The 23,834-nt window shown below is 67.7% G+C and carries 25 protein-coding genes, 2 tRNA genes and 3 pseudogenes; 21 read left to right on the top strand and 9 right to left on the bottom strand.

All coding sequences use genetic code 11. The features are described 5' to 3' along the window. Nucleotides 1–36 precede the first annotated feature (36 nt). On the bottom strand, nt 37–264 hold the full coding sequence (locus tag ABEA10_RS38870) for a hypothetical protein (protein WP_345458602.1): 228 nt from the start codon (nt 262–264) through the stop codon (nt 37–39). A 535-nt stretch (nt 265–799) separates the two neighbouring features. On the opposite strand from ABEA10_RS38870, the pseudogene ABEA10_RS38875 reads away from it, so the two are divergent. Then, nucleotides 800–1,138: pseudogene (locus ABEA10_RS38875) on the top strand (chorismate-binding protein); the annotation flags it as partial. Nucleotides 1,139–1,189: 51 nt separating this feature from the next. On the opposite strand, the pseudogene ABEA10_RS38880 reads toward ABEA10_RS38875, so the two are convergent. Beyond that, nucleotides 1,190–1,270 (bottom strand): annotated as a pseudogene (locus tag ABEA10_RS38880) (transposase); the annotation flags it as partial. A gap of 86 nt (nt 1,271–1,356) precedes the next feature. On the opposite strand from ABEA10_RS38880, the gene istA reads away from it, so the two are divergent. Together istA and istB are read left to right on the top strand one after the other, a co-directional pair. Next, complete coding sequence (gene istA / locus ABEA10_RS38885; RefSeq protein WP_345472696.1) at nt 1,357–2,583, top strand: IS21 family transposase; 1,227 nt, start codon at nt 1,357–1,359, stop codon at nt 2,581–2,583. Next, nucleotides 2,583–3,386 carry an IS21-like element helper ATPase IstB gene (istB, locus tag ABEA10_RS38890; RefSeq protein WP_345472698.1) on the top strand — a complete coding sequence of 268 codons (804 nt, stop codon included), beginning with the start codon at nt 2,583–2,585 and terminating at the stop codon, nt 3,384–3,386. Before istA ends, istB begins: the two co-directional genes overlap by 1 nt. 312 nt (nt 3,387–3,698) lie before the next feature. Here istB and ABEA10_RS38895 read toward each other — a convergent pair whose 3' ends face one another. After that, on the bottom strand, nt 3,699–4,310 hold the full coding sequence (locus ABEA10_RS38895) for a DedA family protein (protein ID WP_345472700.1): 612 nt from the start codon (nt 4,308–4,310) through the stop codon (nt 3,699–3,701). Nucleotides 4,311–5,108: 798 nt separating this feature from the next. Here ABEA10_RS38895 and pspAA point away from each other — a divergent pair. From pspAA to ABEA10_RS38925, 6 genes are all read left to right on the top strand, one after another. After that, on the top strand, nt 5,109–5,387 hold the full coding sequence (gene pspAA / locus ABEA10_RS38900) for a PspA-associated protein PspAA (RefSeq protein WP_345472702.1): 279 nt from the start codon (nt 5,109–5,111) through the stop codon (nt 5,385–5,387). A 5-nt stretch (nt 5,388–5,392) separates the two neighbouring features. Further along, on the top strand, nt 5,393–6,298 hold the full coding sequence (htpX, locus tag ABEA10_RS38905; RefSeq protein WP_345472704.1) for a zinc metalloprotease HtpX: 906 nt from the start codon (nt 5,393–5,395) through the stop codon (nt 6,296–6,298). A 293-nt stretch (nt 6,299–6,591) separates the two neighbouring features. After that, the gene (locus ABEA10_RS38910) at nt 6,592–7,743 is read left to right on the top strand and encodes a PP2C family protein-serine/threonine phosphatase (RefSeq protein ID WP_345472706.1); all 1,152 of its coding nucleotides are present in this window, start codon (nt 6,592–6,594) and stop codon (nt 7,741–7,743) included. 110 nt (nt 7,744–7,853) lie between these two features. After that, nucleotides 7,854–8,150 carry a CorA family divalent cation transporter gene (locus ABEA10_RS38915; RefSeq protein WP_345472708.1) on the top strand — a complete coding sequence of 99 codons (297 nt, stop codon included), beginning with the start codon at nt 7,854–7,856 and terminating at the stop codon, nt 8,148–8,150. A 141-nt stretch (nt 8,151–8,291) separates the two neighbouring features. After that, entirely contained in the window at nt 8,292–8,522 is a 231-nt protein-coding gene (locus ABEA10_RS38920; protein ID WP_345472709.1) for a DUF6186 family protein, read from the top strand. 34 nt (nt 8,523–8,556) lie between these two features. Further along, nucleotides 8,557–9,003 carry a DUF6256 family protein gene (locus ABEA10_RS38925; RefSeq protein ID WP_345472710.1) on the top strand — a complete coding sequence of 149 codons (447 nt, stop codon included), beginning with the start codon at nt 8,557–8,559 and terminating at the stop codon, nt 9,001–9,003. Between the two features lie 171 nt (nt 9,004–9,174). Here the strand turns inward: ABEA10_RS38925 and ABEA10_RS38930 are convergent. Further along, a tRNA-Lys gene (locus ABEA10_RS38930) sits at nt 9,175–9,265 on the bottom strand. 530 nt (nt 9,266–9,795) lie between these two features. Here ABEA10_RS38930 and ABEA10_RS38935 point away from each other — a divergent pair. Continuing rightward, nucleotides 9,796–10,263: a hypothetical protein gene (locus tag ABEA10_RS38935; protein WP_345472712.1), complete on the top strand. Its 468-nt coding sequence runs from the start codon at nt 9,796–9,798 to the stop codon at nt 10,261–10,263. Then, entirely contained in the window at nt 10,224–10,757 is a 534-nt protein-coding gene (locus ABEA10_RS38940; protein WP_345472714.1) for a hypothetical protein, read from the top strand. The genes ABEA10_RS38935 and ABEA10_RS38940 overlap by 40 nt, the downstream gene beginning before the upstream one ends. A 485-nt stretch (nt 10,758–11,242) precedes the next feature. Here the strand turns inward: ABEA10_RS38940 and ABEA10_RS38945 are convergent, their stop codons facing one another. Then, nucleotides 11,243–12,106: a polysaccharide deacetylase family protein gene (locus ABEA10_RS38945; RefSeq protein WP_345472716.1), complete on the bottom strand. Its 864-nt coding sequence runs from the start codon at nt 12,104–12,106 to the stop codon at nt 11,243–11,245. 180 nt (nt 12,107–12,286) lie between these two features. Between ABEA10_RS38945 and ABEA10_RS38950 the strand changes: the two genes are divergently transcribed. After that, nucleotides 12,287–12,886, top strand: a complete 600-nt coding sequence (locus ABEA10_RS38950) for a TetR/AcrR family transcriptional regulator (RefSeq protein WP_345472718.1) — start codon at nt 12,287–12,289, stop codon at nt 12,884–12,886. A 77-nt stretch (nt 12,887–12,963) separates the two neighbouring features. Next, nucleotides 12,964–13,349, top strand: a pseudogene (locus tag ABEA10_RS51410) (ISAzo13 family transposase); the annotation flags it as partial. Nucleotides 13,350–13,479: 130 nt separating this feature from the next. Here ABEA10_RS51410 and ABEA10_RS38960 read toward each other — a convergent pair. Together ABEA10_RS38960 and ABEA10_RS38965 are read right to left on the bottom strand one after the other, a co-directional pair. Beyond that, nucleotides 13,480–14,187, bottom strand: a complete 708-nt coding sequence (locus ABEA10_RS38960; RefSeq protein ID WP_345472851.1) for a DUF1963 domain-containing protein — start codon at nt 14,185–14,187, stop codon at nt 13,480–13,482. Then, nucleotides 14,172–14,654: a winged helix-turn-helix transcriptional regulator gene (locus ABEA10_RS38965; RefSeq protein WP_345472853.1), complete on the bottom strand. Its 483-nt coding sequence runs from the start codon at nt 14,652–14,654 to the stop codon at nt 14,172–14,174. Before ABEA10_RS38965 ends, ABEA10_RS38960 begins: the two co-directional genes overlap by 16 nt. A gap of 92 nt (nt 14,655–14,746) precedes the next feature. Between ABEA10_RS38965 and ABEA10_RS38970 the strand changes: the two genes are divergently transcribed. From ABEA10_RS38970 to ABEA10_RS39000, 7 genes are all read left to right on the top strand, one after another. Then, nucleotides 14,747–15,448, top strand: coding sequence for an SDR family oxidoreductase (locus ABEA10_RS38970; RefSeq protein WP_345472722.1), 702 nt, complete (start codon nt 14,747–14,749; stop codon nt 15,446–15,448). Nucleotides 15,449–15,483: 35 nt separating this feature from the next. Beyond that, nucleotides 15,484–15,909 carry a tautomerase family protein gene (locus ABEA10_RS38975; protein WP_345472724.1) on the top strand — a complete coding sequence of 142 codons (426 nt, stop codon included), beginning with the start codon at nt 15,484–15,486 and terminating at the stop codon, nt 15,907–15,909. Between the two features lie 277 nt (nt 15,910–16,186). After that, nucleotides 16,187–16,939 (top strand): alpha/beta fold hydrolase, encoded by a 753-nt coding sequence (locus ABEA10_RS38980; RefSeq protein WP_345472726.1) that lies wholly within the window; start codon nt 16,187–16,189, stop codon nt 16,937–16,939. A gap of 142 nt (nt 16,940–17,081) precedes the next feature. Continuing rightward, entirely contained in the window at nt 17,082–17,873 is a 792-nt protein-coding gene (locus tag ABEA10_RS38985; protein WP_345472728.1) for an SDR family oxidoreductase, read from the top strand. Nucleotides 17,874–18,050: 177 nt separating this feature from the next. Further along, the gene (locus tag ABEA10_RS38990; RefSeq protein ID WP_345472730.1) at nt 18,051–18,587 is read left to right on the top strand and encodes a nuclear transport factor 2 family protein; all 537 of its coding nucleotides are present in this window, start codon (nt 18,051–18,053) and stop codon (nt 18,585–18,587) included. A 218-nt stretch (nt 18,588–18,805) separates the two neighbouring features. Further along, nucleotides 18,806–19,720, top strand: a complete 915-nt coding sequence (locus ABEA10_RS38995) for a YbhB/YbcL family Raf kinase inhibitor-like protein (RefSeq protein WP_345472732.1) — start codon at nt 18,806–18,808, stop codon at nt 19,718–19,720. A 117-nt stretch (nt 19,721–19,837) separates the two neighbouring features. Continuing rightward, nucleotides 19,838–20,755 carry a ketopantoate reductase family protein gene (locus tag ABEA10_RS39000; RefSeq protein WP_345472734.1) on the top strand — a complete coding sequence of 306 codons (918 nt, stop codon included), beginning with the start codon at nt 19,838–19,840 and terminating at the stop codon, nt 20,753–20,755. Between the two features lie 429 nt (nt 20,756–21,184). Here the strand turns inward: ABEA10_RS39000 and ABEA10_RS39005 are convergent. Next, nucleotides 21,185–21,260 (bottom strand) — tRNA-Lys (locus ABEA10_RS39005). A 280-nt stretch (nt 21,261–21,540) separates the two neighbouring features. Then, nucleotides 21,541–22,692 (bottom strand): acyl-CoA dehydrogenase family protein, encoded by a 1,152-nt coding sequence (locus ABEA10_RS39010; RefSeq protein WP_345472736.1) that lies wholly within the window; start codon nt 22,690–22,692, stop codon nt 21,541–21,543. Between the two features lie 44 nt (nt 22,693–22,736). On the opposite strand from ABEA10_RS39010, the gene ABEA10_RS39015 reads away from it, so the two are divergent. Beyond that, nucleotides 22,737–23,798: a protein-L-isoaspartate O-methyltransferase family protein gene (locus ABEA10_RS39015; protein WP_345472738.1), complete on the top strand. Its 1,062-nt coding sequence runs from the start codon at nt 22,737–22,739 to the stop codon at nt 23,796–23,798. Nucleotides 23,799–23,834: the final 36 nt, after the last annotated feature.

Consider the following 23,834-nt stretch of genomic DNA (forward strand, 5'->3'; position numbering starts at 1 on the left):
TCGACATCTTGCGGCGCGCATGACGGTTGTGGCTGGTCAGCGGCGGTAGCAGCCGTGTACGCATCGGGCGCGGCCGGGGACGTACAGCGTCTCATCGCTTCCGTCGGTTTCGACGCCGATAGGGGTGACGTAGATCGGTTCGCCGCAGGTAGGGCAGGCCGGACGCTCGATCGCGCTGAATTCGGCCCAGGTGTATCCGTTCGGGCGTGGTCGTCCCTTTTCGATGAGCGTGAGGGTGTCGGCGTCGATTCGCCAGTCGGCCACGGTCGTCTCCTCGGTTGTGGGTCCCAGTCGGCGGCGGTTCGTTCGGCGAAGGGATGTGCGACGGTGACATCCCCACGGCGTGCCCGGTCGTTGCGGGTCTGTGGGGGACAGGTACGGCGGGGGTTGTGGTGTCAGCCGGTCACGGGGATGTCGCCGGTGACCGGGGTGGGTGCCGGTGCCTCACCGGGCGGCGCGCTCTTCCTCAAGCGCCGTTGCTTCGCCGGCGCGGGCAGGCCGGCGGAGGGGGCTCGCGGCATCTGTCGAGCCGTGGCGATGCCCACCGTGACGCCTCCGGCGATGACAGCAGGAGCCCGATCAGCCCGGTCGTGACGGTGAGGGTAACGGCGCCGCTGGCGCTCTGTGGAGGGGCGCCCCTGGCCGCGCGGAAGGGTGGGGGCCGCATCCACCCCGCGTACGTCATGCCGGAGGGGCTGGGCGGCCCGCCTCGGCCATCAGCAGGCCGGCGAGCTTCGGCCGGGGCAGATGATCTCGCCGCCCGGACCTGCGCGCCGAGCTCCTCGGGGACTCCAACGAGGTGCACGAACACGCCATCTCCGTACGGCTGGCCTGCGAGGAACTACCAACGATCTGCCGGCCCGGCTCCGTCGCGGTCGAGGAGTTCATGACCGTACAAGAACGCGTACAGCACCTGGCCTCCAGAGTCGCCGGACGCCTACGCGACGGCGTCGGCCCATGGCCGGCGTTCGGCGCGCTCTTCCCGGCCATCACCGCCACCGGCGTCCCCGAGGCCGCAGCACTCGCCGCCCTCACCCGGCACGAGCCCGGAACTCGCGGCCTCTACGGGGGAGCCGTGCTGACCGTCGACACCCATGGCGCCCTCGATGCCGCGCTCGTGTTGCGCACCATCTTCCGGCACGGAGAGCAAACCTCGTTGCGCGCGGGAGCGGGCGTGATACGGCAATCCACCCCGAGCGAGCTCCAGCAGGATCCGTGCGGCGGTCCTGATTCCGATCCCGGGCATCGTGGTCAGGACCTGGGCGAGAGGAGCGCATCAAGCGTTGTCGACGACACGTGGAAACTGACCCCCAGGCGACGGCCGAAATCTGACCCCCTCTGCTGTCACTGTGGAGGGTGATCAAGGTGGAGGACTGGGCGGAGATCCGCCGGTTGCACCGGGCCGAGGGCATGCCGATCAAGGCGATCGCTCGGCGGATGGGCATCTCGAAGAACACCGTCAAGCGGGCGCTGGCGGCCGAGGAGCCGCCGAAGTACCGGCGGGCGAGCAGGGGGTCGATCGTGGACGCGGTGGAGCCGCAGATCCGGGCACTGCTTGAGGAGTTCCCGGACATGCCGGCCACGGTCATCGCCGAGCGGATCGGCTGGACCCGCTCCCTGACCGTGCTCAAGGACCGGATCCGGATCCTGCGGCCGCACTACAAGCCGATCGATCCTGCGTCCCGGACGACATACCAGCCCGGGGAGCTGGCCCAGTGTGATCTGTGGTTCCCGCCGGCCAAGATCCCCCTGGGCGCCGGGCAGAACGGTAGTCCGCCGGTGCTGGTCATGGTGAGTGGGTATTCGCGCTGGCTGATGGTGCGGATGCTGCCCTCGCGGGCGGCCGGGGACCTGTTCGCCGGGATGTGGACCCTGCTTACGGTTCTGGGTGCGGTGCCCAAGACGCTGGTGTGGGACAACGAGAGCGCGATCGGGCAGTGGAAGGGCGGCCGGCCGCAGCTGACCGCCGAGGCGAACGCGTTCCGCGGCATGCTGGGGGTGGGAATCCACCAGTGCAGGCCCGCCGATCCCGAAGCCAAGGGGCTGGTGGAGCGGGCGAACGGGTATCTGGAGACCTCATTCCTGCCGGGGCGGTCCTTCACCGGCCCGCACGACTTCAACGCTCAGCTGACCGGCTGGCTGGTGAGGGCGAACACGCGCCATCACCGGCGGATCGAGTGCCGTCCCGCCGACCGCATCGAAGCTGACCGGGTGGCGATGGTCGGCCTGCCGCCGGTGGCTCCAGCGGTGGGCTGGCGAAGTTCGACCCGGCTGGCCCGCGACCACTACGTCCGCGTCGCCTCCAACGATTACTCGGTCCACCCGTCGGTGATCGGCCGTCTCGTCGAGGTCGTCGCCGATCCGGAGCAGGTCACCGTGACCTGCGGCAGCCAGGTCGTGGCCCGCCATGCCCGGTGCTGGGCCGCCCACCAGACCATCACCGACCCGGCCCACGCTCAGGCCGCCGCACTGTTGCGCCGCACGCGCATCCAGACGGTGACCGCCCCGGGCGAGCTGGAGGTCGAGCAACGCCGACTCAGTGACTACGACGCGCTGCTCGGCATCGAAGGGGTGGTGGCCTGATGACCGCCAACACGACCACCAGCGGCCGCAACCTCGCCGCCGAATTGGCCTACCTGACCCGGGTACTCAAGGCCCCGTCCCTGGCCGCCGCGGTGGAACGGCTGGCCGAACGAGCCAGGGCCGAGTCCTGGAGCCATGAGGAGTTCCTGGCCGCCTGCCTGCAACGCGAGGTCGCCGCCCGCGAATCCCACGGCGGTGAGGCCCGCATCCGCTCGGCCCGCTTCCCTGCCCGCAAGGGGCTCGAGGACTTCGACTTCGACCACCAGCGCTCACTCAAGCGCGAGGTCATCGCCCACCTGGGCACCCTCGACTTCGTCGCGGGCAAGGAGAACGTGGTCTTCCTCGGCCCGCCCGGCACCGGCAAGACCCACCTGTCGATCGGCCTGGGCATCCGCGCCTGCCAGGCCGGCCACCGCGTCGCGTTCGCCACCGCGGCCGAATGGGTCGCCCGCCTGGCCGACGCCCACGCCGCCGGCAAACTCCATGATGAGCTGACCAAACTCACCCGCATCCCCGTGCTGGTCGTCGATGAGGTCGGCTACCTCCCGTTCGAGCCCCAGGCGGCGAACCTGTTCTTCCAACTGGTCTCCAGCCGCTACGAACGCGCCGCGCTGATCGTGACCAGCAACAAGCCGTTCGGCCGCTGGGGCGAGGTGTTCGGCGACGACGTCGTGGCCGCCGCCATGATCGACCGCCTCGTCCACCACGCCGAGGTCATCAGCCTGAAGGGAGACAGCTACCGCCTCAAGAACCGCGACCTGGGCCGCGTCCCCGCAGCCCAGACCAACAACGACCATCAGTAACAACCCACGACGAACAACACCACCAGGGGGGTCACCGTTCCGGCGTCGCCAGGGGGTCAGAATTCGAGCGTCGTTGACAAGCGTCCCCCCGACCTGTGAGCGTTGCTCATGCACCGGGCGCAGGGACTGGGCCCATGCGCGGTAGCACGGTTAGGGCGGTTCGGCGGGCGGATCACCACGCGGGCATGGGGCACGTCGATCGTCAGCGCGATGGTCATCGTCGCGTTGCTGTGGGCTCAGGCGCAGGGTGTAGCCGGTTAGAGCGGTCCGCGTTTCGGGGGATGTAGGCCTTCGGTCACGCCCGCCGCCGGGTCAGTCCTCGCCGCGGCTGTGGTTGCGGAGCTTTCGGCCGGCCAGGAAGGCGACGGCCACGCCGATTACGATCGTCATGGCGATTCCGGCGGGGCGGGTGTAGGTCCCGACCTGGTGCCAGTTGTCGGCCAGCAGCCAGCCGACGGTGATGAAAACCGCGTTCCACGTGCCGGCACCGGCGGTAGTGAGGGTGGCGAAGCGGAACAGCGGCATGCGGGCCACCCCGGCAGGGAGGGAGATCAGGCTGCGTAGCACCGGGACGCAGCGGGCGACGACGACGATCCATGCGCCGTGCCGGTCGAACAGCCTGCGGCCGCGGTCGAGGTCGGCGGGGCTGGTGAGCAGGAACCAGCGTTGTTCGGCGAGACGGTGTAGCCGGTCGTAGCCAATCCAGGCGCCCAGACCGTATAGGAGCAGGGCACCCAGGAGCGACCCGGCGGTGGCGGCGGCCCAGATGATCACGGGATGCATCGCGCCGGTGCGGGCTCGGAATCCGGCCAGCGGCAGCACCACCTCGGAGGGGATCGGGGGAATGAGGTTTTCCAGCAGCACGAGCACACCGACGCCGGTCGGGCCGAGCTTGTCGATCACCGGGAAGATCCAGTCGGTCATCGGCTCATAACCGCTTCGGTGTTCATCGTCCGACACCCGGCGTACGACGGGCGTGGACCGGACTGACGGCTGGACAGGTCTGGGATCTCCTCAGTCTCACTGACGGGCTAATGATCGGCGGACCCGGCCGTCGATCACGTGCGATTGACAAGGTGTCGAGAAACAGTCGCGTACGGACGTTGGATGGAATCCAAAGAACTCCGACAGCACCCGCCCCGCCTCGGGTTAGCTGCCGGGAGTGTCCACCCAGATCAGTAGCCTGGGCGGCTCATCGACCGGAACGATCCTCCGACCCCGATGTCGGTGAGCAGGCGGACGCCCACACAACTCACCCTCAAGATCGGCATTACCCAGGGACCGCCCGGCTTATCCCGTCGGCTAACCGAGGTAGAGGCCAGCCGCGTCATTCGGGGAGCCTGCGGCGCGGCCAGCATCACGTGGATACCTTCGCTCGTGAACACCTCATCGAACGGCCGGGTGAAATTCACATTCGTGCGGCACACGCGGACGTCCCGGATTCGGGCACATTGACCTGGAGATCGGGACGAACGGCCCGTACCCACTGGTCGGATGTGCAGGGACCCTGGAGCCAGGGTCGGGGTCGAGGTGCGGCCGGGCGCCGGAGACCGATGGTGGAGGTGTACGGCCGCGGCGTGGCACGGCGGACGAAGCTCTCACTGTGGGCCACGACGTGGACACGGAGCCGGTTCGGGTCAAGTCACAGCTGCCGGTCCGCCGCCTTGGAGCGCGAGCGCGACAGCGCCCGAAAGCCCGGCCGAAGGAGCCGAAGGAGAGGACATGATCATCCGGATTTTCGGCGAGGGGAAGTACGGGGTCGCCGAAGAGCACCTCGATGGCTTCAACGAGCCGGACTCCGGCCTACAGGCGGCTATGGAATCGGTCGGTGAGCAGGCGTTCACTACCGTGCTGCGGGCGCTGCTGGACGCCGTGCGCCGCCTCGGCACGCCGCCACTCGACGAGGCGCTGACCGCGTCGCGGCTGATGTTGCCCGGCCAGGACACCGGTCTGCGGCAGATGCGGCAGTCGCTGTCGGACGAGGGCCTGATTCCGGGGTGAGGACGGTGCGCAGCCGCTTCCAGCCTGACCGGCAACTGACCGCGCGCATGCTGGTCACCCTCTTCTTGCTCGGGCTGCTGTACGTGGCGTTCATCGCGGTGCTGATCGTCTTGCTCAAGTCCTGGATCCTGGTGGTGGTCATCGCGGCGGGATTGCTCGGTGCCCAGTACTGGTTCTCAGATCGGATCGCCCTGTACGCCATGCACGGCCGCCTGGCCTCCCCGGCCGAACAACCTCATCTGCACGGCATCATCGACCGGCTGTGCACCACTGCGGACATGCCCAAACCCCGCGTGGCCGTATCCGAGATGGACCTGCCCAACGCATTCGCCACCGGTCGTAACGCCGACCACACGGTGGTCTGCGTCACCACCGGACTGCTGCGCCGCCTGGAGACCCAGGAGCTGGAGGGCGTCCTCGCCCACGAACTCTCTCATGTCGCGCACCGCGACGTGGCGGTGATCACGATCGCCTCCTTCCTAGGCGTGATCGCCGGACTCATCGTCCGTTTCGCCCTCTATGCCCAACTGTTCGGCGGGCGCGGCCGACGTGACCAAAACACCGTTGTGCTGTTCATAGCCGTCATGGCGGTCTCGGCCGTCGTCTATGCCATCAGCTTCGTGCTCATCCGCGCGCTGTCGCGCTACCGCGAGCTGGCCGCCGACCGTGCCGCGGCGATGCTCACCGGCCGTCCCTCCGCGCTGGCCTCCGCACTGACCAAGGTCAGCGGAGACATCGTCCGTATCCCCACCCGGGATCTACGCACCGCCCAGGCGTTCAACGCCTTCTTCTTCACCCCGGTCCGAGGCTCTGGCGCGGTCCTATCCAACCTGTTGTCCACCCACCCCAGCCTCGAGCGCCGACTCGACCAGCTCGCGCAGATCTCGGCCCGGCTGGGCAAACCAGGCTGACCGCGCGATTTCTCGCGCCGAGTTCAGGACACGGCGAGTACGGCGGCGGGACCGGCGATATCCGTACGCCAGTCCGTCCCTCGGCGGGAACCGTGGCTGTGGACAAGTAGGCCCTGACCAGCAAATGTAGGACTCCTTGGCTCATGTGTGGGTGCGCCGCCGGCTCCCGGACCGCTGAACCCCGCTCGACGCCACGGCGAAGCCGCCGCGGCACGAGCCCAGGCTTCGTGTGTCAGTCGATCTCCGAGCCGGCGTCCCTCGGCTGAGTGTTCCAACCGACGAAGAGAGCTGATATGCGCTGGTTTGGTCCTGCCGCCCTGCCGGGGACGCGGATACCGAGACAGGCACTGATCGCGATCCCCGTGCTCCTGGTCCTGGCCGTCCCGGCGATCGACCATGTGACGCCGGCCCACGTTCATCTCGCTCCGACGCTGTTCGTGGCGGCCGCCATGACCGCGACCTTCGCATCGGCGCTGGTCACCGCGTTGGTCGGCGTGGGCGCGGTCGCTGCGCTGATCGTCGCCGCGCTGGACCGCGGCACCCTGGCTACCGAGGACGTGACCGTGCAACTCGTGGCCCTGACGGTGCTTTCGGGGTTCATGGTGCTGTTCTGCCACCTGCGGGAGCGGTACGAGCGGGACCTGGTGCGAGTGCGGTCGATCTCCAAGGCCACACAGCGGGTGGTCCTGCGCCCGTTGCCGGAGCGGTCCGGGCCGGTCTCGATCGCGTCGGCGTACCACGCGGCCGAGGCCGACACCGACCTCGGCGGTGATCTGTACGCCGTCACCCGCGCCGCCGACTCCACCCGGCTGCTGATTGGCGACGTACGAGGCAAGGGACTCGCCTCGATCAGCGATACCGCGATCATGCTTGAGGCCTTCCGTGCCTCCGCGCGGCGCCGGACGTCGCTCCAGGAGATGGCCGCCGACCTGGAGGAGAGCATCTGCTGGGGAATGGTGGAGTTCTCCGGCGCCGGGGTGGACGCCGGTGAGCGGTTCGTCACGGCGGTGATGGTCGACATACCAGACGACGAACCCGTCGTACGCCTGATCAGTCTCGGGCATCCGCCGCCGTTGCTGCTCCACCACGGGAAGGCGTCGCCGTTGCAGGTGTCCAACCCCGCGCCGCCGTTCGGGCTGGGGGACCTGTCCGATGACTCCTACGCCGTGGAGGCCTTTCCCTTTGGAATGGGCGACCTGCTGTTGCTCTACACCGACGGCCTCACCGAGGCCCGGAACCTGGACCGGACCTTCTATCCCCTGGCCCAGCGGGCCGCGGCCTGGTCCGACTGCGATCCGCAGGCTCTCATACAGAAGATCGCGGCGGATCTGGCGGAGTACGTGCCTGGCGCACTGTGCGACGACATGGCCATGATCGCGGTCCGGCGCGAGAAGCCGCCCGCAGCCGGGGCGGCATCGCCGGCGCCGCGATCTACGGGCGGATGACCACCCTCACCGGTCTCCGGCCCGAGGCGCGGCGGCTGGTGGCCGACAGCGCCGATCAGCTCGACCGGATCCGCGGCATCGCCGACGGTGAGCGCGAGTAGTTCCAGGGTGTGACCGAGTTCTATCAGACCACCCTCATGATCAACGCCGCCCTGATCGGCCAGGCGCAGAACGAGGAGGTCAAACGGCTGACCGAGGCCAACTATGCGCAGAATGAGGAGATCAAGAAGATCTCGGCCTGGGCGGCGATCCTGTTCGCTTCCACGCTCATCGGGACTGTGTACGACATGAATTTCCGGCATATGCCCGAACTGCAGTGGTCGGTGGGGTACCCGGCCGCGCTGATCCTGATGGTGCTGGCGTCAGTCACGCTGTATGTCGTGTTCAAACGCCGGGGCTGGCTGTGACCGGCGCAGCGGTTGCCCGTTCCGGTTCCACGCCGCGCCCGGTCGCCGGGCCGGACCGGTTGAGGGTGACCGCAGTTGACTGGACTGTAACGCGGGCGGACCAGTGCGCACGGGTACTGACACCGAGTGGGGGTGATCGCGGTGGCGCAGCATCCACTGATCGGGTACCTGGTGTGGGCGGTCTTGTTCGGGGCGACGTTCGCCTGGGAAGGGCTGGCCCTGGCCGGGGCCATGGGTGTGCCCACTCTCAGCGACGCGGTACGGGCGGTCATGCGGTATCCGGCAGGGCGATGGGTGCTCTTCGCGCTCTGGCTGTGGTTCGGTTGGCACTTCTTCGTCCGCGGCTGGCATTTCCTGCTCCGGGATCCGTGACGAGTTTCTGGCATGCAGGCAAGGCGGACCGGTGATGCCCGCTGCGCTGGCCGCTGCGGTCATGCTGCTCGGCTACCTGTTGACCATGGGCTATCTGGGCGCTGGCTTGTGGATCCTGCGCCGCGACCAAGGGGCTGGTCCCGTCGGTGCTGTAGGTGGTTTGTTGGGGTTGGTCCGCCGGGTTGCCGCTACCGTACTGGGCGGGTACCTGCTGCTGATGGCTGTGGTGGTCGGCTACTACCAGGGCGTGGCGCGGGTAGGCGGCCACTTTGTGGCCAGCGCGTTCACCGGCTGTGCAGCCCTGATCGGCGTCGCCCTACCAGCGTTCATCCTCGCCTCCTACCTGACCGTACGGCGGAAAGGCAGGCTGGGCACGCCTCTTGCCCACCGTCGGCGCGCTTCTCGTCCAAGTCACCCGCATCAAGGCGAAGACGTTCCTGGTCCAGATGATCCGCCAGATCGAGGACGTCCGCGCCGTTGAATGCCCTCAGCGGCCTCATGCCCAGGCCATCTAGATTGACGTGGCCTGCCGTGCCGCCGCTGCCGCACACCGGCGTCGCACTCATCACATACGGGCCCGAAAAGCTCGGGATCAGCTGTGAAACGCCGTTGGCGCCGCGGTATGGCGGCGCAGGTCAGTGGGCTGTTGGAGTGGTAGGGCGCCCGGGGCTCGAACCCGGAACCTATGGATTAAAAGTCCACAGCTCTGCAAGAATCCCCTACTCGACGCGCTACCGCGTCCTATTTCGCAGTACCACTACCTGCCATTTGATCCGCGTTCACCATTCGCTTCACTGCATATCAGCCCGACGGCGTACCGGGTGCTGCCGAGTGGTACCGCGGCATACGAGCACCCGCGGAGCACCCACACCGGCCGTTGGGCTTGGATGACTATGCATCGCATCTACTCCTGAGGGCCCTCGTATGATGCCATTTTGCGGTTCTGCGGGGCGGGTGTCAGATCGGTGCATGACCTTCTACGGAAAGGGCGTCCTGCGCCCTGGCCGGTAAAGCCCGGCGAGTGGGAGCTGGACGGTGGTCCCGTTGATGACCGGACTACCTTCCTGGCCCACGTTCTTGCTTTGAGTGCACTTCACGGTCCCGGCCCCTGGCCGGATGGCGGCTATCCACTCCCTGACGAACCGCCTCGCCACAGCGGCGACGACGGGCCCCTCATGACGAGCGTGGTGCTCGATGGCGTCAGGACGCACGCAACACCGTCAAGCTGGGCATCGTGGTACTGGGAGAATGCGGGGACGAACGCGACCGTGAGTTGCTGCTTCTGCTCGGCGCGCTCGAAGAGCTCACCCTGTATGCCGTGGTGGCCCTCATGAAGACCCAACCCGACCGGCAGCGCGCCGTCTACGAGCTGGCACGGTGGGTGAAGGGCTGGGGACGGATTCACGCGGTGGAACGCCTGGAGGGTAGCGACGATCCTGAGATCAAGGCATGGCTGCTCCGCGAGGGCTTCCGCAACGACGTCATGAACGAGTACCTCGCTCATCTCGCCGCGACAACCGGGGATCTCTACACCGCCCTCCTCGGACCCGATGTGGACAAGGCCCTGTTCGAGGGCGCCGGAGGCATTCTCGCCGCGCTTGCCCTCGGCGGTCCGGCCAAGGACATGACCGACTACGACGACGGCGTACCCACCATGCACCGCTACGCCGAACTCGTCGGCACACCGAACCAACGCTGGGCATGCTGGATCACCTGCTCACCGTCAGACGGTGTGCGTTGACGTCTGACGGGGACGTCGTCTGGCCCGATGGCGAGCCCGAACGCCTGGCACGTCGCTACGAGGCGCTGCTGGCCCGGCCCCTCTGGCGGGATCTGGTGCTCGCGCACCTGAGCGATCCGTGCGGCACCGGCCCGTACGGCTTCAACGTCGCACTGTTCTGTGCCGGCCATCTTGACATGCCGGTGCTTCCCCAGGCGCTCCGCCATCTGGAACGAGAACCGTTCAACGCCTATGCCTGGCAATGGGCGGTCAACCACTCCGACAGCGAAACCATCACTTCCGTGATCACGCTGGCCATGCGGGTGCTCCCACTCGACGTGCTCGCCGGTGGCCCCGCCGACAGCCAAGGTTTCGGACCTGAACACGCACCCGACCGCGCGCTAGAGGCCACATCAACGGCCTGGACAAGCATCCCGGGATCGGTCTCGAACTGCTTCGGATCTCCCTGTCCAATCGAGTGGTCCGGATACGGCACCGTGCTCTTCGGACGTTGACGACCTGGCCGGCAGAGAGCCGGCCGAGCCGCCTCCAAGACTGGATCAGCGCTGCCGCGGCAGCCGAGCCCGACAGCGAACTACAGGGAAAGATGCAGGAATTCCTGGATGACCGTACGACTCCATAATCAAAGGATCGTGCTCGCGCATGGTGATCGGAACCGTGTTCCGGCTAACGCGGTTGAGCAGGGCGCAGAGCAGGAGCCGTCCGGCTAGGCATCACGGTCAGCGCAGGTGTTCGCCGATCGCTGCTCGGTGAACGAGCGGGAGCGATTGTCGATTACCGCGGCCGAGCCGTTTGTGGTCGTGCACCCACAAGTCCACGGCGCCGTCCCCCCACCCGGTCAGTCACTCCTGCTGCAGGCGACGGACGGCGCGGCCGAGGCGTCCCGTCCGTCGCTCATGCCTCGATTCTGGGCAGGCAAAACAAGCTCGTGGGAGATCGAGGTCCGTGAGATTCGTGGAAGGTGGCGCCGTGGCCTGCATTACGCCAGTCGGCCGGCGGCGGCGTAGTGCGCGGCGATCTCGTCGCTGGTGGTGTTCCACACGCCGGGGTGGTTGACGACATACTCCAGCGCTTGGTCGAGGTACTTCAGGCGGAACGCCTGCCCCGTGACGAACGGATGCAGGGCCAGGGCCATGACTCGTCCGCTGTACTCGGAGTCGGCGTACAACTGGTCAAGCTGATCCTTGACGATCTGTACGAAGTCCGAGCCGCTGACGGAGTGGGCGGTGAACAGCCCCAGGTCGTTGAGCTCGAGGGAGTACGGGACGCTCATCATGCCGGGCACGTTCAGCCGGTACGGCTGGTCGTCGCTGGTCCAGTCCAGCACGTAGTCCAAGCCGAGCTCGGCGAGCAGCGCCGGAGTCTGGAACGTCTCGCTCAGGGCCGGTCCCAGCCAACCGCGGGGACGCCGTCCGGTCGCCTTCTCGATGGTCTCGACGACATCGGTCAGGTACGCCCGTTCCTGCGCCTCCACCTCGGGCTGCACGGTGGAGTTGTTCTTGCCGTGCGCAAGCCAGGCCCAGTCCCGGGCCCTGCCGGCCTCAATGATCTGCGGGTACTGCTCGGCGACGTCCGAGTTGAGCAGCACGCTCGGGCGCACGCCGTGGCGGTCGAACGCCTCGATCATCCGCCAGATCGCCACCCGCGGGCCGTAGTCGCGCCAACCGTGGTTCAGGGGGTCGGGTACGAGCGTCGTGGTCGCCTGGTTGATGCTGGTGGACGGCTTGCCAAGCACGAAGTGTTCGACGTTGAGCCCGACGTAGAACGCCACTCGGGCCCCTCCGGGCCAGGTGATGGGCGCGCGTTCGGTAATCGGACTGTAGTCGTACAGTTCGTTGCGCATGAGATCTCCTCCTGGAGGGGTCGTCCCGCCCAGGTCAAGGCGAGAGACGATCCGGACCGTATCGCGATACGATCCGGATCGTCTCCCCGGACTATAGAGTAGGGCGCTGAGATGGTGTCAATACGGACCGGATCGTCTCCCTAATGGGGTAGCTTGAGAGGCCACCCAACATGAGGTGATATGAGCCCGTCGCACACGCCCGATCCCGCCCGGCGCAGTCCTCAGACGACCGCCGCGATCCGCGAGGCCGCGTTGGCCATGGCCCGTGAGAGCGGCCTGGCGAAGGTCAGTATCGAGGGCATCGCGGCGCGTGCGGGCGTTGGCAAACGGACGATCTACCGCTGGTGGCCCTCCAAGGGTGCAGTCGTCTTGGACGCCTGGGCGCAGCGGCTCGAGGACCGGCTTCACAAGCGCCTCCAATCAGCGCAGAGCGACGACTTCGAGGCCGACCTGAAGCAGACGGTCAAGGAGTCGTGGCTCGAAGTGATCGGCGACTCGCGCTCCGTGTTGGCCGGGCTCATCGGCGAGGCCCAGCACGACCCGGACCTCGCCATCGAACTGAGAGACCGCCTCATCGGTCCCGCTAGGGACCGGGTCGCCGCGCGGATCCGCCGCGCGCAAGACGAAGGGCAGGTCGCGCCCGACATCGATCCGTACCGCGCCATCGATCTCATTTATGCCCAGTTGTACTACCGCCTCCTGGTCGCGCCCGGCCCGCACGACGAGGCGTTCACGGAAAGCGTCGTCGACCTCGCCCTCCGCGGGTTGCGGCCGCGGTGAGAAGGATTCACGTCAAGGACCGTCCGTCAGCGCCTGTGTCTATGCGGTGGGTGTGACCGAGTGGTCTGAGCCGCGCCACCGTCATCTACCTGCGGCAGCTCTGCCCACAAAAGGTTCTGTGCGACCCGCTCGGAATCAACCCGGTCACGATCGGCCAGGCGATAAAAGCCACCCGCCAGCTCCTGGACGAGGAGAAGATCAGCATCACCCCGATAGTCGTCCGCTACTTCACCCGAGCAGGCGACCTACGCGCCTGGATGACCGGCACCGACCCTGCCGCGCACGTCCCGGCGCACCCGACCCGCCACGCCTTGACCGACCCACGTCTGACCGGCATGAGCCGCGACGCGCTGGACACCCTGCTCGAGAAACTGATCGTGCCCTACGCCGCCGCGATCGAACAGCGCCACTACCGCCAACGCGGCGAAACCGACGCCCCGGCACCCGCGGCGGAGTCTTCCGCCTCGGCCGCCGACCTCCTCACCTCGACCAACACACCCCCAAAGCATCCCGGCCCTGGAAAACCAGCATGTTGATTCCTGGCGGTCCACGACGACGGGTGTAGCTCGCCTTGAGGGACCGGCGCTGGCGTTTCAGTGCAAGCCGTCTTGTTCGAGTACCACGTTGGTGAATCTGCCAGTTCGCAGCGCACTCGGAGGGACCATCACGCGCTGGAATCCGTTGTCGTCCCACAGGTCGCCCCCGAGGGTGAGCAGGTGCGCGTACCCATCTGCCCTCATTCCGGTCCAGCTGTCGATGTGGGGCCAGCCGAACGCCTGGCTGTCTCCAAGGGTGAATCCTTGCTCGTCTCGGCAGTAGAAGTGCCACTCCTCGCGAAGCGGACTTTGCACGAACCGCGCGGCTGGAGACTCCCAGTGGTCTTCGTCGAAGTCGGGTTCGGCGCGGTAGTCGAAGGTCTTCAGGACCGGGTCGACTTCGTCGTGTTCACCCGAAACCGCAGGCAGGGTCACGATCGGTGCGGCGTGTAGCCGAACTGGGCTCAGGGCCTTGGCCGGTGGCGACACCGCTACCTCCACGGCGCGTTCCGGGTCCGCGCAGACGATCTTGCACTCCTCGGAGGCGCTTGCGACCGTGCCGAAGATGTTGACCAGGCCGAGCCGGGTGGGCAGTTGGTCGCCGAGCCACGGAGCCAGTTCCTGGGTATCCAGCACGGCGAACAGACTGAGCGGGGTTCCCGCTGTGGTTTGCGGCCAAGGCGTTCCCGGCTCCAGAAGTGCTGGTCCTCCGGCCTGGCATCCCAGGTGCTGCCTGCCGGTCGTGGCCGCTAGCGGCGCCGCCAGGCGGGGTTCGGCCGGATCTCGATGTCGTTGGACATCGTCTCCGGCGCCGGATCGGCGGTTACGCGGACCCGTATCGGACGGCCGGTGTCGGCATCGACGAAGGACAGTGGCGGGCGGCCTTCCTGCAGGTACTTGTCGCCCCATTGCATCAGTGACAGGAACACCGGCAGCAGGTCCTCGCCGGCCTCGGTCAGCCGGTACTCCTCGCGGGCCCGGCTCCCCGGCTCCCGATAGAGAACGGGCACGACGATCCCCGCGGCCTTCAGCTGTTTGAGTGCCCGCGACACCGCGGGTGCCGAGGTCCCGATCCGCGCCACGAAGTCGTCGAACCTGGTCGTGCCGTAGAAGAATTCGCGGACCACCAGGAACACCGTCTTGGTGCTGAGCAGGTCAAGCACCCGCCCCGCCGAGCATCGGTCGCCGATCGACCAGGCATCCCGGTTGCGCAGCAGTTCCTCGAACCTCATGGTCACCTCGCCATTGTAACTAATGCTTGCGTTATCCAGCGTGGCGTGATGTCATCTGGCTAACGACATCGTTAGTCAGATGAAGAGGTGCTGTGGTTGCGGTAGCGGGCAGGGTGGCCGTGGTGACCGGGGGGCGGCGTGGACTCGGCGCGGCGCTGGTAGATGAGCTGCTGGCGCGCGGGGCGCGAAAGGTGTACTCCACCGCGCGCTCGGCGTACGTCGACGACCGTCCAGAGGTGGTGACCGCCGAGCTGGAGGTCCGCTCGGCGGCGTCGGTCACCGCCCTCGCGGAGGTCGCCGCCGACGTCGAGATCGTGTTCAACAACGCTGGGATCCTGCTGCCGGATCCGCTGCTGACGGGTGACTTCGAGCGCGTCACCGCGACCTTCGACGTCAACGTCTTCGGGCCGCTGCGGGTAGCACGGGCGTTCGCGCCGATCCTGGCCGCGAACCGTGGGGGCGCGCTGGTGAACATCCACTCCGTGCTGTCCTGGCTGGCCGGCAGCGGCGCCTACGGGGCGTCCAAGGCGGCGGCGTGGTCCGTCACCAACTCGCTCCGACTCGAACTGGCGCGCCAGAACACCCAGGTCGTCGGCGTGCACGCAGGGTTCATCGACACCGAGATGGTCTCCGCCATCGAGCTGCCGAAGGCGACGCCGGCCGAGGTGGCCGCGCGGATCCTCGACGGCCTGGAGGCCGAGGCCACGGAGGTGCTCGCCGACGACGTGACAGTCACCGCCAAGGCGGCGCTGTCCGGCCCTGTGGAGCACCTGACCTTCTCTGCCGCCCGCTGACACCCCATCTCAACACTCGAGGAGTACGAAGCGCCATGCCGCTGTGGACTATTTATCACACACCCGGAACCTTCACCGATGAGGAGAAGCACCGACTCGCCTCGCGCATCGCGGACCATTACGAACAGGTCGGGTTGCCCCGGTTCTACGTGGTCACGCTGTTCCACGAGACCCGGCCAGAGGATTTCTACGTCGGCGGGGAGCGCGCGCCGGTCGGGGTTCGCATCGCCATCGATCACATCGCCCGGCGCAGCGCCGACCGGGAGAGCCGGCGCCGGACCGCCCAGTGGGTCAAGGGCATGCTGCAGCCCCACCTCGAACGGAAGGCGGGGCTGCACTGGGAGTTCCACATCGACGAGACCAGCGACGAGCTCTGGATGATCAACGGGATCGCGCCGCCCCCGGCAGGATCCGACGCCGAGAAGTCTTGGGCTGAGAGCAACTCGGCGTCCCCCTACTGACGCGCCGCCGGTACCGCGAGAATGGCTGGGCGTCCCGGGCAGATCTGTGTAGGCAGAGCCGGGAGCTCGGCTGGTGCCAGTCGTCGACTCGGTAGCCTCGAAGGCTTTCCTGTCCTCCGGCGAAAGGCCCGCGATCATTACCCGCCAGGTAATCGCTTGTCCTCACTCTGTCTGAGAACGTTACGATCACAACATATGTTATGGAGTTAAGAGATGCCTTTTTCAGGTCGGCGACGGGACCCGTCTCGCGTACGAGGATTACGGTGCGGGTGTCCCGATGGTGTTCGTCTCCGGTTGGGTCCTGAACGCCGACATGTGGGAGTATCAGGTCCCGTTCTTCGTTGACCGCGGATTCCGGTGTGTTCTCCTCGATCGGCGCGGGCATGGCCGTTCGGACCGGCCCTCCTCCGGTTACGATGTGAACACTCGCGCCGACGATCTTGCCGCGTTGATCGAGCATTTGGACCTGCGTAATGCCATCTTGGTCACCCACTCGGCCGGCGGTGGTGAGGCGGCACGCTATCTGTCCCGGCACGGTGAGGAGCGGGTGTCAGGCGTTGTATTCCTCGGGGCGACGTTGCCGTACCTCCGCCTGGCCGAGGACAATCCCGAAGGAATTCCTGAGGCCATTAACGAAGCGACGTTGGCGCAGTTCCGCAAGGACCGGCCAAAGTGGTTCGCCGATCGGGCCCATGGTTATTTCGCCACGCATCTTGGCAATGACGTCTCGCCGGCGCTGATTGAGCACGAGATGCAGCGTTGTATGTCGGCATCGCCGTTCGCGACGGCCGAGGTGTGGAAATCCACGTTCCACACCGATTTCCGTGCCGACTTGCGTCGACTCACCGTTCCGACCCTGATCGTCCATGGTGTAGCCGATCAGTCCGCACTCATCGACGTCACCGGCCGACGTACCCGGGAACTGGTGCCCCATGCCGTGTATCGGGAATACCCCACGGCCGGGCACGGCCTGTACGTCACCCATGCCGAACAGCTCAATGCCGAGATCTTGGAATTCGTCAAGAGCTGAACTGGTTCCAACGTCTGGTCATCTAGCCCGCGTGGCACGACCCACCGATGCCGGTGGCGGAGCGCAGCACCTGACTTTTGTCCCTTCTCGGTAAGCGGTCATGCTCCAGCTCGCCCTGTTCCAGTCACACCTTTAGGAGATTATGATCATGCTCTCGAATGGAGAGGTTTCGGGTTCCTGGCGGAGTTCGGATCCGGTACCCGCGTCGCTTAATGATCAGCGTGTGCTGGTGATGGGAGGTAGTTCGGGGATCGGGGCCGCCAGCGCTGCCTTGTTCGCCCGGCTGGGCGCCGAGGTTGTGATCACCGGTCGCGACCAGGAGCGGCTGGCCGAGACCGCCTCGGCCATTGGCGGGAAGATCACTGCGCGGTGTCTGGACGGCGGCTCGGGGGAGGCCCTGGCGGCGTTCTTCGCCGACGGCACCACCTACGACCAGCTGGTGCTGGCGCTCAGCGGCGGCTCAGGCGCCGGCCCGTTCGCCTGCTTGGACCTGCAGGCGCTGCGCGACGGGTTTGACGGCAAGTTCTGGGTCCACCTCAAGATCCTTCAGGCGGCGCTCGCGTCGTTGGCCCGGACCGGCTCGGTCACTTTCATCACCGCGTCCTCCGCGCGGGCGGCCGTGCCGGGCACGGCCGGCCTGGCGGCGATCAACGGGGCGTTGGAGGCGATGGTGCGGCCGCTGGCGACCGAGTTGGCACCGCTGCGGGTCAACGCGGTCTCCCCCGGCATCATCGCCACCCCGTGGTGGGACAAGATGCCGGCCCGGCAGCGCGAGGAGATGTTCGCCGAGCATGCCGCGGCCTTGCCGGTCGGCCGGGTCGGGCAGGCCGAAGACGTGGCGCAGGCCGTGCTCCTGGCTGCGACGAACGGGTTCATGACCGGCCAGGTGATCGAGGTCAACGGAGGCCTGAGCCTCGCTACCGGCCGTGGATGAGAACGTGCGGGTCGGCGCCGCACCATCCCAGAGGCTGCCCTGGCCGCCTTCGCGGCACCCCCTTCTCGATATCCAGGTTCGCCTGGATTCACCCGCCCAGTTTCATGGCGGAGTTGCCGACCGCGACGGGTAACGCGGTCGAACCACCGAATCCCAGTACCGAAAGGCAAGAGACCCATGATTTCCACGATCCTCCCGAGGAGCTACTTTGCTCCGCTGGAGAAGGTCCAAACCAGACTTGGCGCCGATGACCAGCTGGCATGCCTGAATCTGGTCGCCCGCTTCGAGTGGTGTTTCGACTCACGGAACTTCGACGCACTGAGCGAGATGCTCACCGAAGACTTCGTCCTGGATCATGTATGGGGCTACCGGGAGGGTCGGGAAGCAGCGATCGCGCTGCTGCGCGAGAAGCTGCCGATCAATGACGGATTGCGCCATGCCAGCCTCAACCCAACCGTCTACGCCGAGGAGGACGGCACCGCGACCGCGCTGTCCTACCTGCTCGGCGTGCTGGTGGGCGAGGACGAGGACGGACCGCAGCGGCCCATCATCGCGGGCGAGGGCCTGCGGGTGGACCGGTTCCGCAAGGACGACGGCCTCTGGCGGATGACCGCGTGCACCGTGGACCAGATGTGGGTGCACAGCTCGTTCCCCATCCCCGACACCGAACGAGCGCACTACCGTTTGGACGCCGCTATCCGACCCAGGACCTGATCACACCGCAGCCTCGAGACGCCTCGACGCGCGGGTCCACAGCAGACACGTACGGCGGGTGACCGATGGCGTGATCGCAGGTCGTCAGATCGTGATCCGCTTGCAGGTCCGGCGGTTCTTCTGCCTCGATGCAGGCTGCGCGGCGGCGACGTTCAACCAACGTCCATTCGCGGGTCCACCACCATGGCCGCGCGACCACACCCTGAGGAGAAGACACCGTGCACATCGTCCGTGCCGACCACCTCGTACTGACCGTCCGCGACATCCCGGCCACCGTCGAGTGGTACAGCACCGTGCTGGGGATGAGACCCGTGACCTTCGGCGAGGGCAGGCAAGCTCTCACCTTCGGCGGACAGAAGCTCAACCTCCACCAGGCGGGACGGGAGCTGGAACCCAAAGCCGCGCACCCGGCGCCCGGCTCAGCCGACCTATGCCTGATCAGCGCCGTCGCCCTCGCCGACGTCCAGGAACACCTGCGTGCCTTGGCCGTGCCCATCGAGTTGGGGCCGACCGCGCGTACGGGAGCCGCTGGCCCTATCACCAGCATCTATCTCCGGGATCCGGACGAGAACCTCGTGGAGATCAGCACATATGACTCCGGCCGCCCCCAGGCACCCGACCCCTACGACCTGCTCCCGCCGGTCGCCGCCCTGACCGTGCACAGCCTCGACATCGCCGACGGGCAGCCCCTCACCGAACCGCACATCCACGACAGCCTTGGCGGCGGAAACCAGAGCCCGGAACTGGCCTGGACCGGTGCACCAGAAGGTACACGCGGCTACGCCGTCACCTGCTACGACCCGGACGCCCCCACCGGCAGCGGCTTCTGGCACTGGATTCTGCTCGGGCTGCCCGCCACGTGCACTCGGCTGCCCGGCGACGCCGGCCGTGGTGACGGCGGGCACCTTCCGGCCGACGCGCTGCATCTGCGCAACGACTTCGGCACCCACGCCTACGGAGGCGCCGCCCCACCGGCCGCAGACCCCACACACCGCTATGTGTTCGCAGTCCATGCCGTGGACACCGACGACCTCGGTCTGACCCCAGACGCCAGCGCCGGATACGCCGGTTTCATCCTGACCACGCGCACCCTGGCCCGTGGCGTCCTTCGGCCCACCTACCGGCGTGGCTGACCCTGTGTTGGAACCCACGGCCGCGATCGAGCACGACCGTCAGCTCACGGCATTCCAGGACGTTGGCGAAATCCCGTTTGAATGCCCAGATCCCTACCTATCGAAACAAGGATCACCATGAACGACTCAACACCCTGGACCGTGGCCGTGCTCGGCCCCGGTGGCGTGGGCGGACTGCTCGCCGCACTGCTCGCACGCGCCGGACACCGAGTGATCTGCCTGGCCCGCGAGACGACCGCGGCCACGCTACTTCGCACCGGAATCAGCGTGCACAGTACCCAATTCGGAGACTTCACCGCGGCAGTCGAAGCCGGTACCGAACTCATCGAACCCGTCGACCTGTGCCTGATCACCTGCAAGCAGACCGCCCTGGAGGCCGCCTTGCGGCGCGTCCCGCCGGCAGCCGTCGACAACGGTCTGATCGTTCCGCTCCTCAACGGTGTCGAGCATCCGGACCTGCTGTGCCGGCGGTACCGCACGGAACTGGTGGCGCCGGCCGTGATCCGTGTCGAATCCACCCGGATCGCTCCCGGGGTCATCGAACACGGCAGCCCGTTCACCGACATCGACCTGGCCGGCGATGCCGTACCCCCCAAGCGCCTCGACGCCACGGCCGCGATGCTCAACGCAGCCGGCGCGCACACCAAAGTGCAGCCGGACCAGACCGCCACACTATGGCGCAAGATGAGCTTTCTTGCCCCGATGGCACTGCTGACAACACGCCACGGACTATCCATAGGCGAGCTACGCACCGCACGGAGGCAAGAACTGCTCGAACTCGTCGAAGAGACCACAGCGATCAGCCGCGCCTTCGCAGCCGAGATCAACACCGATGCGGTGATGCGGGTGTACGACGACTTCCCACCCGAGACCAAGTCCTCAATGCAACGCGACGCCGAAGCCGGCCGCCCACTGGAACTGGACGCCATCGGCGGGGCACTGCTTCGCGCCGCAGACCGACATGCCACGCAGGCACCGATCATCAGAAGACTGGTCACAGAGTTGACGGTGCTCGCTCGGTCAGCAGCGGCCTGATCGACCGCCAAAAGTTGAGGCGTTCGGCGGCAGTGCCGGGACCCCGGGTGACGTTCTGCTGTTCGCTGGCTACTGGACGTGTGGGAAAGTCGAGGGTTTGCTTTGAAGCGGACGCGTCGCGCGCGACGACAGGTCAGCTACCGAGAAACTCATGGGGACGGAGTGACAGCACGGGCAGGTAATAGGGCCGATGACGATCCAGCTCGCACGTTTGATTGCGGCAGCCGGGACACATGATAGGTCTCCAGATTCGCCGAGTGTCGCGGCCCGGCACCGCCGGGTTGCATAGTTATGCAGCAGGGAGCACACCCGCGATGGCCACGCTGCACAAGATCGCGACAAAGAGCACCCAGGGAGCACCCACGCCCCCGAAACGATCACGTCAAGATCCGTTGGTGGCAAGAAACCTCAGGTCAGTGGCCAAGTGAGTGGTAGGGCGCCCGGGGCTCGAACCCGGAACCTATGGATTAAAAGTCCACAGCTCTGCCAATTGAGCTAACGCCCCGCTGGTAACGAGCGTACCGGAGGGGACGGCCTCGCGTGATCCTCACCATGGGCGATCGGCCCCGGCGGTCCGCCGCCCGTACGGGGCCGCTCCCGCCTCGGGGGAGCGAGCGCGTGACCGGGTCGTGCGTATCGTTGCTGGACACGCCGGACGCGGACGAGATTCTCGCCGAGCTCCGGCCCGACGGGGTCCCTTGGGCGCGGGCCGGAAGATTCTCCTGAGCACCTGGCCTTCCTCAAGGCCGTTCGCGTCCGCCGGGCAGGTCTGGCAGCGCGGTCCGTCAGCGGTATGCGGAAACGCCGGTGATCGCCTCGCCCAGCACCAGCGTGTGGATCTCTTCCGTGCCCTCGTACGTGAGCACCGACTCCAGGTTCGTCATGTGGCGGATCACCGGGTACTCCAGCGTGACGCCGTTCGCGCCCAGCACCGTACGGGCCGAGCGTGCGACGTCCAGCGCCGCCCGTACGTTCGCGAGCTTGCCGAACGACACCTGCTGCGGCGTGACCTCGCCCGCCTCCTTGAGCCACCCGACGTGCAGCGCGACCAGGCCGGCCTGGCCCAGCGCGATCTCCATCGCGGCCAGCTTCTGCTGCGTGAGCTGGAACGCCGCGATCGGCTTGCCGAACTGCTCGCGGCTGCCCGCGTACTCCACGGCCGCCTCGTAGCACGCGCGTCCGGCGCCGATCGCGCCCCAGATGATCCCGTACCGGGCCTCCGACAGGCAGCTCAACGGCCCGCGCAGCCCGCGCACCTCCGGCAGCATCGCCGACGACGGCACCCGTACGTCCGACAGCGACAGCTCCGAGGTCACCGACGCGCGCAGCGACAGCTTCTTGTGGATGTCGCGCGCCGAGAACCCGCGGGTGTCCCGCGGCACGAGGAACCCGCGGATGCCGTCGTCGGTGCGCGCCCAGACGACGGCGACGTCGGCCACCGAGCCGTTGGTGATCCACAGCTTCGAGCCGTTCAGCACCCAGTCCGAGCCCTCGCGCTTGGCGTGCGTGCGCATGTTCGCCGGGTCCGAGCCGTGGTCGGGCTCGGTCAGGCCGAAGCAGCCGATCGCCTCGCCGGCGGCCATCCGCGGCAGCCACTCGCGCTTCTGCTCCTCCGAGCCGAACTTGTGGATCGCCGACATCGCCAGCGAACCCTGCACCGACACGAAGCTGCGCAGCCCCGAGTCGGCCGCCTCCAGCTCACGGCAGGCGACGCCGTACGCGACCGCGCCGGCGCCCGGGCAGCCGTACCCGGACAGGTGCATGCCGAGCAGACCCAGGGACCCCAGCTCGGGCGCCAGCTCGCGCGCCGGGAAGGTGCCGGCCTCGAACCAGTCCGCCACGTGCGGCGCGATGCGTTCGGCGGCGAATCGGCGGGCCGTGTCGCGGACCAGTCGTTCTTCGTCGGTCAGCCGGTCGTCGACGCGCAGCAGATCCATCAAGACCTCCCAGGGGGTTCGACCCTCAGCGTACGTTGGGATCCATGGCCCCCCGCGATCTGGTACGCCTCCTGACCGAAAAGGGCGTGCTCGGCGACGGGCGGGTGGCCGAGGCGATGACGGCCGTACCCCGCGAGCTCTTCGTGCCCGAGAGCCTGCGCGCCGAGGCGTACGACGACAAGGTCCTGATCACCAAGCGGGACGGCGCCGGCGTGGCGATCAGCTCGGCCAGCCAGCCGGCGGTGGTCGCGATCATGCTGGAGCAGCTGCGGGTCGAGCCTGGGCACTCGGTGCTCGAGATCGGCGCCGGCACCGGGTACAACGCGGCGCTGCTCGGCCGGCTCGCCGCCCGGGTGATCACCGTCGAGATCGACGACGACCTCGCGGCGGCGGCGCGCGAACGCCTGTCCGGCGTGGCGAACGTCGAGGTCCGCACCGGTGACGGCTGGGCGGGCGCGCCGGACCACGCGCCGTACGACCGGATCGAGCTGACCATCGGCACGTCGGACATCTCCAGGGCCTGGCGCGACCAGCTCGCCGACGGCGGCCTGCTCGTGCTCCCGCTGTGGCTGCGCGTCGGCGTGCAGCTGTCGGTGGCGTTCCGCCGCGACGGCGACGTGCTGCGCGGCGAGAGCGTGTACGACTGCGGATTCCAGCGGCTGCGCGGGCCGCACAGCGGCCCTGAGGGGTTCGTGGCGGTCGGCGGGGGAGAGTTCCTGATCCTCGACGACGCGGCGCACGCCGCGCCGCTGCGCGAGCTGCTGCGCCGGACGCCGCGAGAGGAGCGGGCGCCGGTGATCGAACCGGCGGTGTTCGCCCGGATCGCGCTCACCGAGCCCCGCACACTCGCGCTCTCCGACCTCTCCGGCGGGCTGCGGCCCGGCCTGTACGACACGAGGAGCGTCGTGGTGATCGACGGCGAGCGCATGCTGACGTACGGCTCGCCGTCCGCACGCGACCGCCTGATCTACGGCCTGGGCGCGGCACGGCCGCTGGACCGCTCACGGCTGCGCGTGACGGCCGCGTTCGGGGACTCTCCGGCACCGTCTCAGGGTTGGCGGTTCGTCCGGAGGTCGTGCGTCATCGATGTGACCGAGGGGCCATAGGGGCTCTCTCAGGGACGGATCAGGGCAAGCCCCCAT

This window comes from Actinoallomurus oryzae, from assembly GCF_039541955.1.
GTDB classification, from domain to species: domain Bacteria; phylum Actinomycetota; class Actinomycetes; order Streptosporangiales; family Streptosporangiaceae; genus Actinoallomurus; species Actinoallomurus oryzae.

Coding starts and splice junctions, on each gene's coding strand:
- ABEA10_RS38925 (WP_345472710.1), top strand. CDS start 8,557: ATGCCCGCTGCGCTGGCCGCTGCGGTCATGCTGCTCGGCTACCTGTTG.
- ABEA10_RS38945 (WP_345472716.1), bottom strand. CDS start 12,106: ATGCGCAACGAACTGTACGACTACAGTCCGATTACCGAACGCGCGCCC.
- ABEA10_RS38895 (WP_345472700.1), bottom strand. CDS start 4,310: ATGACCGACTGGATCTTCCCGGTGATCGACAAGCTCGGCCCGACCGGC.
- ABEA10_RS38980 (WP_345472726.1), top strand. CDS start 16,187: ATGGTGTTCGTCTCCGGTTGGGTCCTGAACGCCGACATGTGGGAGTAT.
- ABEA10_RS39010 (WP_345472736.1), bottom strand. CDS start 22,692: ATGGATCTGCTGCGCGTCGACGACCGGCTGACCGACGAAGAACGACTG.
- ABEA10_RS38950 (WP_345472718.1), top strand. CDS start 12,287: ATGAGCCCGTCGCACACGCCCGATCCCGCCCGGCGCAGTCCTCAGACG.
- pspAA (WP_345472702.1), top strand. CDS start 5,109: ATGATCATCCGGATTTTCGGCGAGGGGAAGTACGGGGTCGCCGAAGAG.
- ABEA10_RS38975 (WP_345472724.1), top strand. CDS start 15,484: ATGCCGCTGTGGACTATTTATCACACACCCGGAACCTTCACCGATGAG.
- ABEA10_RS38940 (WP_345472714.1), top strand. CDS start 10,224: ATGCTGGATCACCTGCTCACCGTCAGACGGTGTGCGTTGACGTCTGAC.
- ABEA10_RS38990 (WP_345472730.1), top strand. CDS start 18,051: ATGATTTCCACGATCCTCCCGAGGAGCTACTTTGCTCCGCTGGAGAAG.
- ABEA10_RS38985 (WP_345472728.1), top strand. CDS start 17,082: ATGATCATGCTCTCGAATGGAGAGGTTTCGGGTTCCTGGCGGAGTTCG.
- ABEA10_RS38910 (WP_345472706.1), top strand. CDS start 6,592: ATGCGCTGGTTTGGTCCTGCCGCCCTGCCGGGGACGCGGATACCGAGA.
- istB (WP_345472698.1), top strand. CDS start 2,583: ATGACCGCCAACACGACCACCAGCGGCCGCAACCTCGCCGCCGAATTG.
- ABEA10_RS39015 (WP_345472738.1), top strand. CDS start 22,737: ATGGCCCCCCGCGATCTGGTACGCCTCCTGACCGAAAAGGGCGTGCTC.
- ABEA10_RS38965 (WP_345472853.1), bottom strand. CDS start 14,654: ATGAGGTTCGAGGAACTGCTGCGCAACCGGGATGCCTGGTCGATCGGC.
- ABEA10_RS39000 (WP_345472734.1), top strand. CDS start 19,838: ATGAACGACTCAACACCCTGGACCGTGGCCGTGCTCGGCCCCGGTGGC.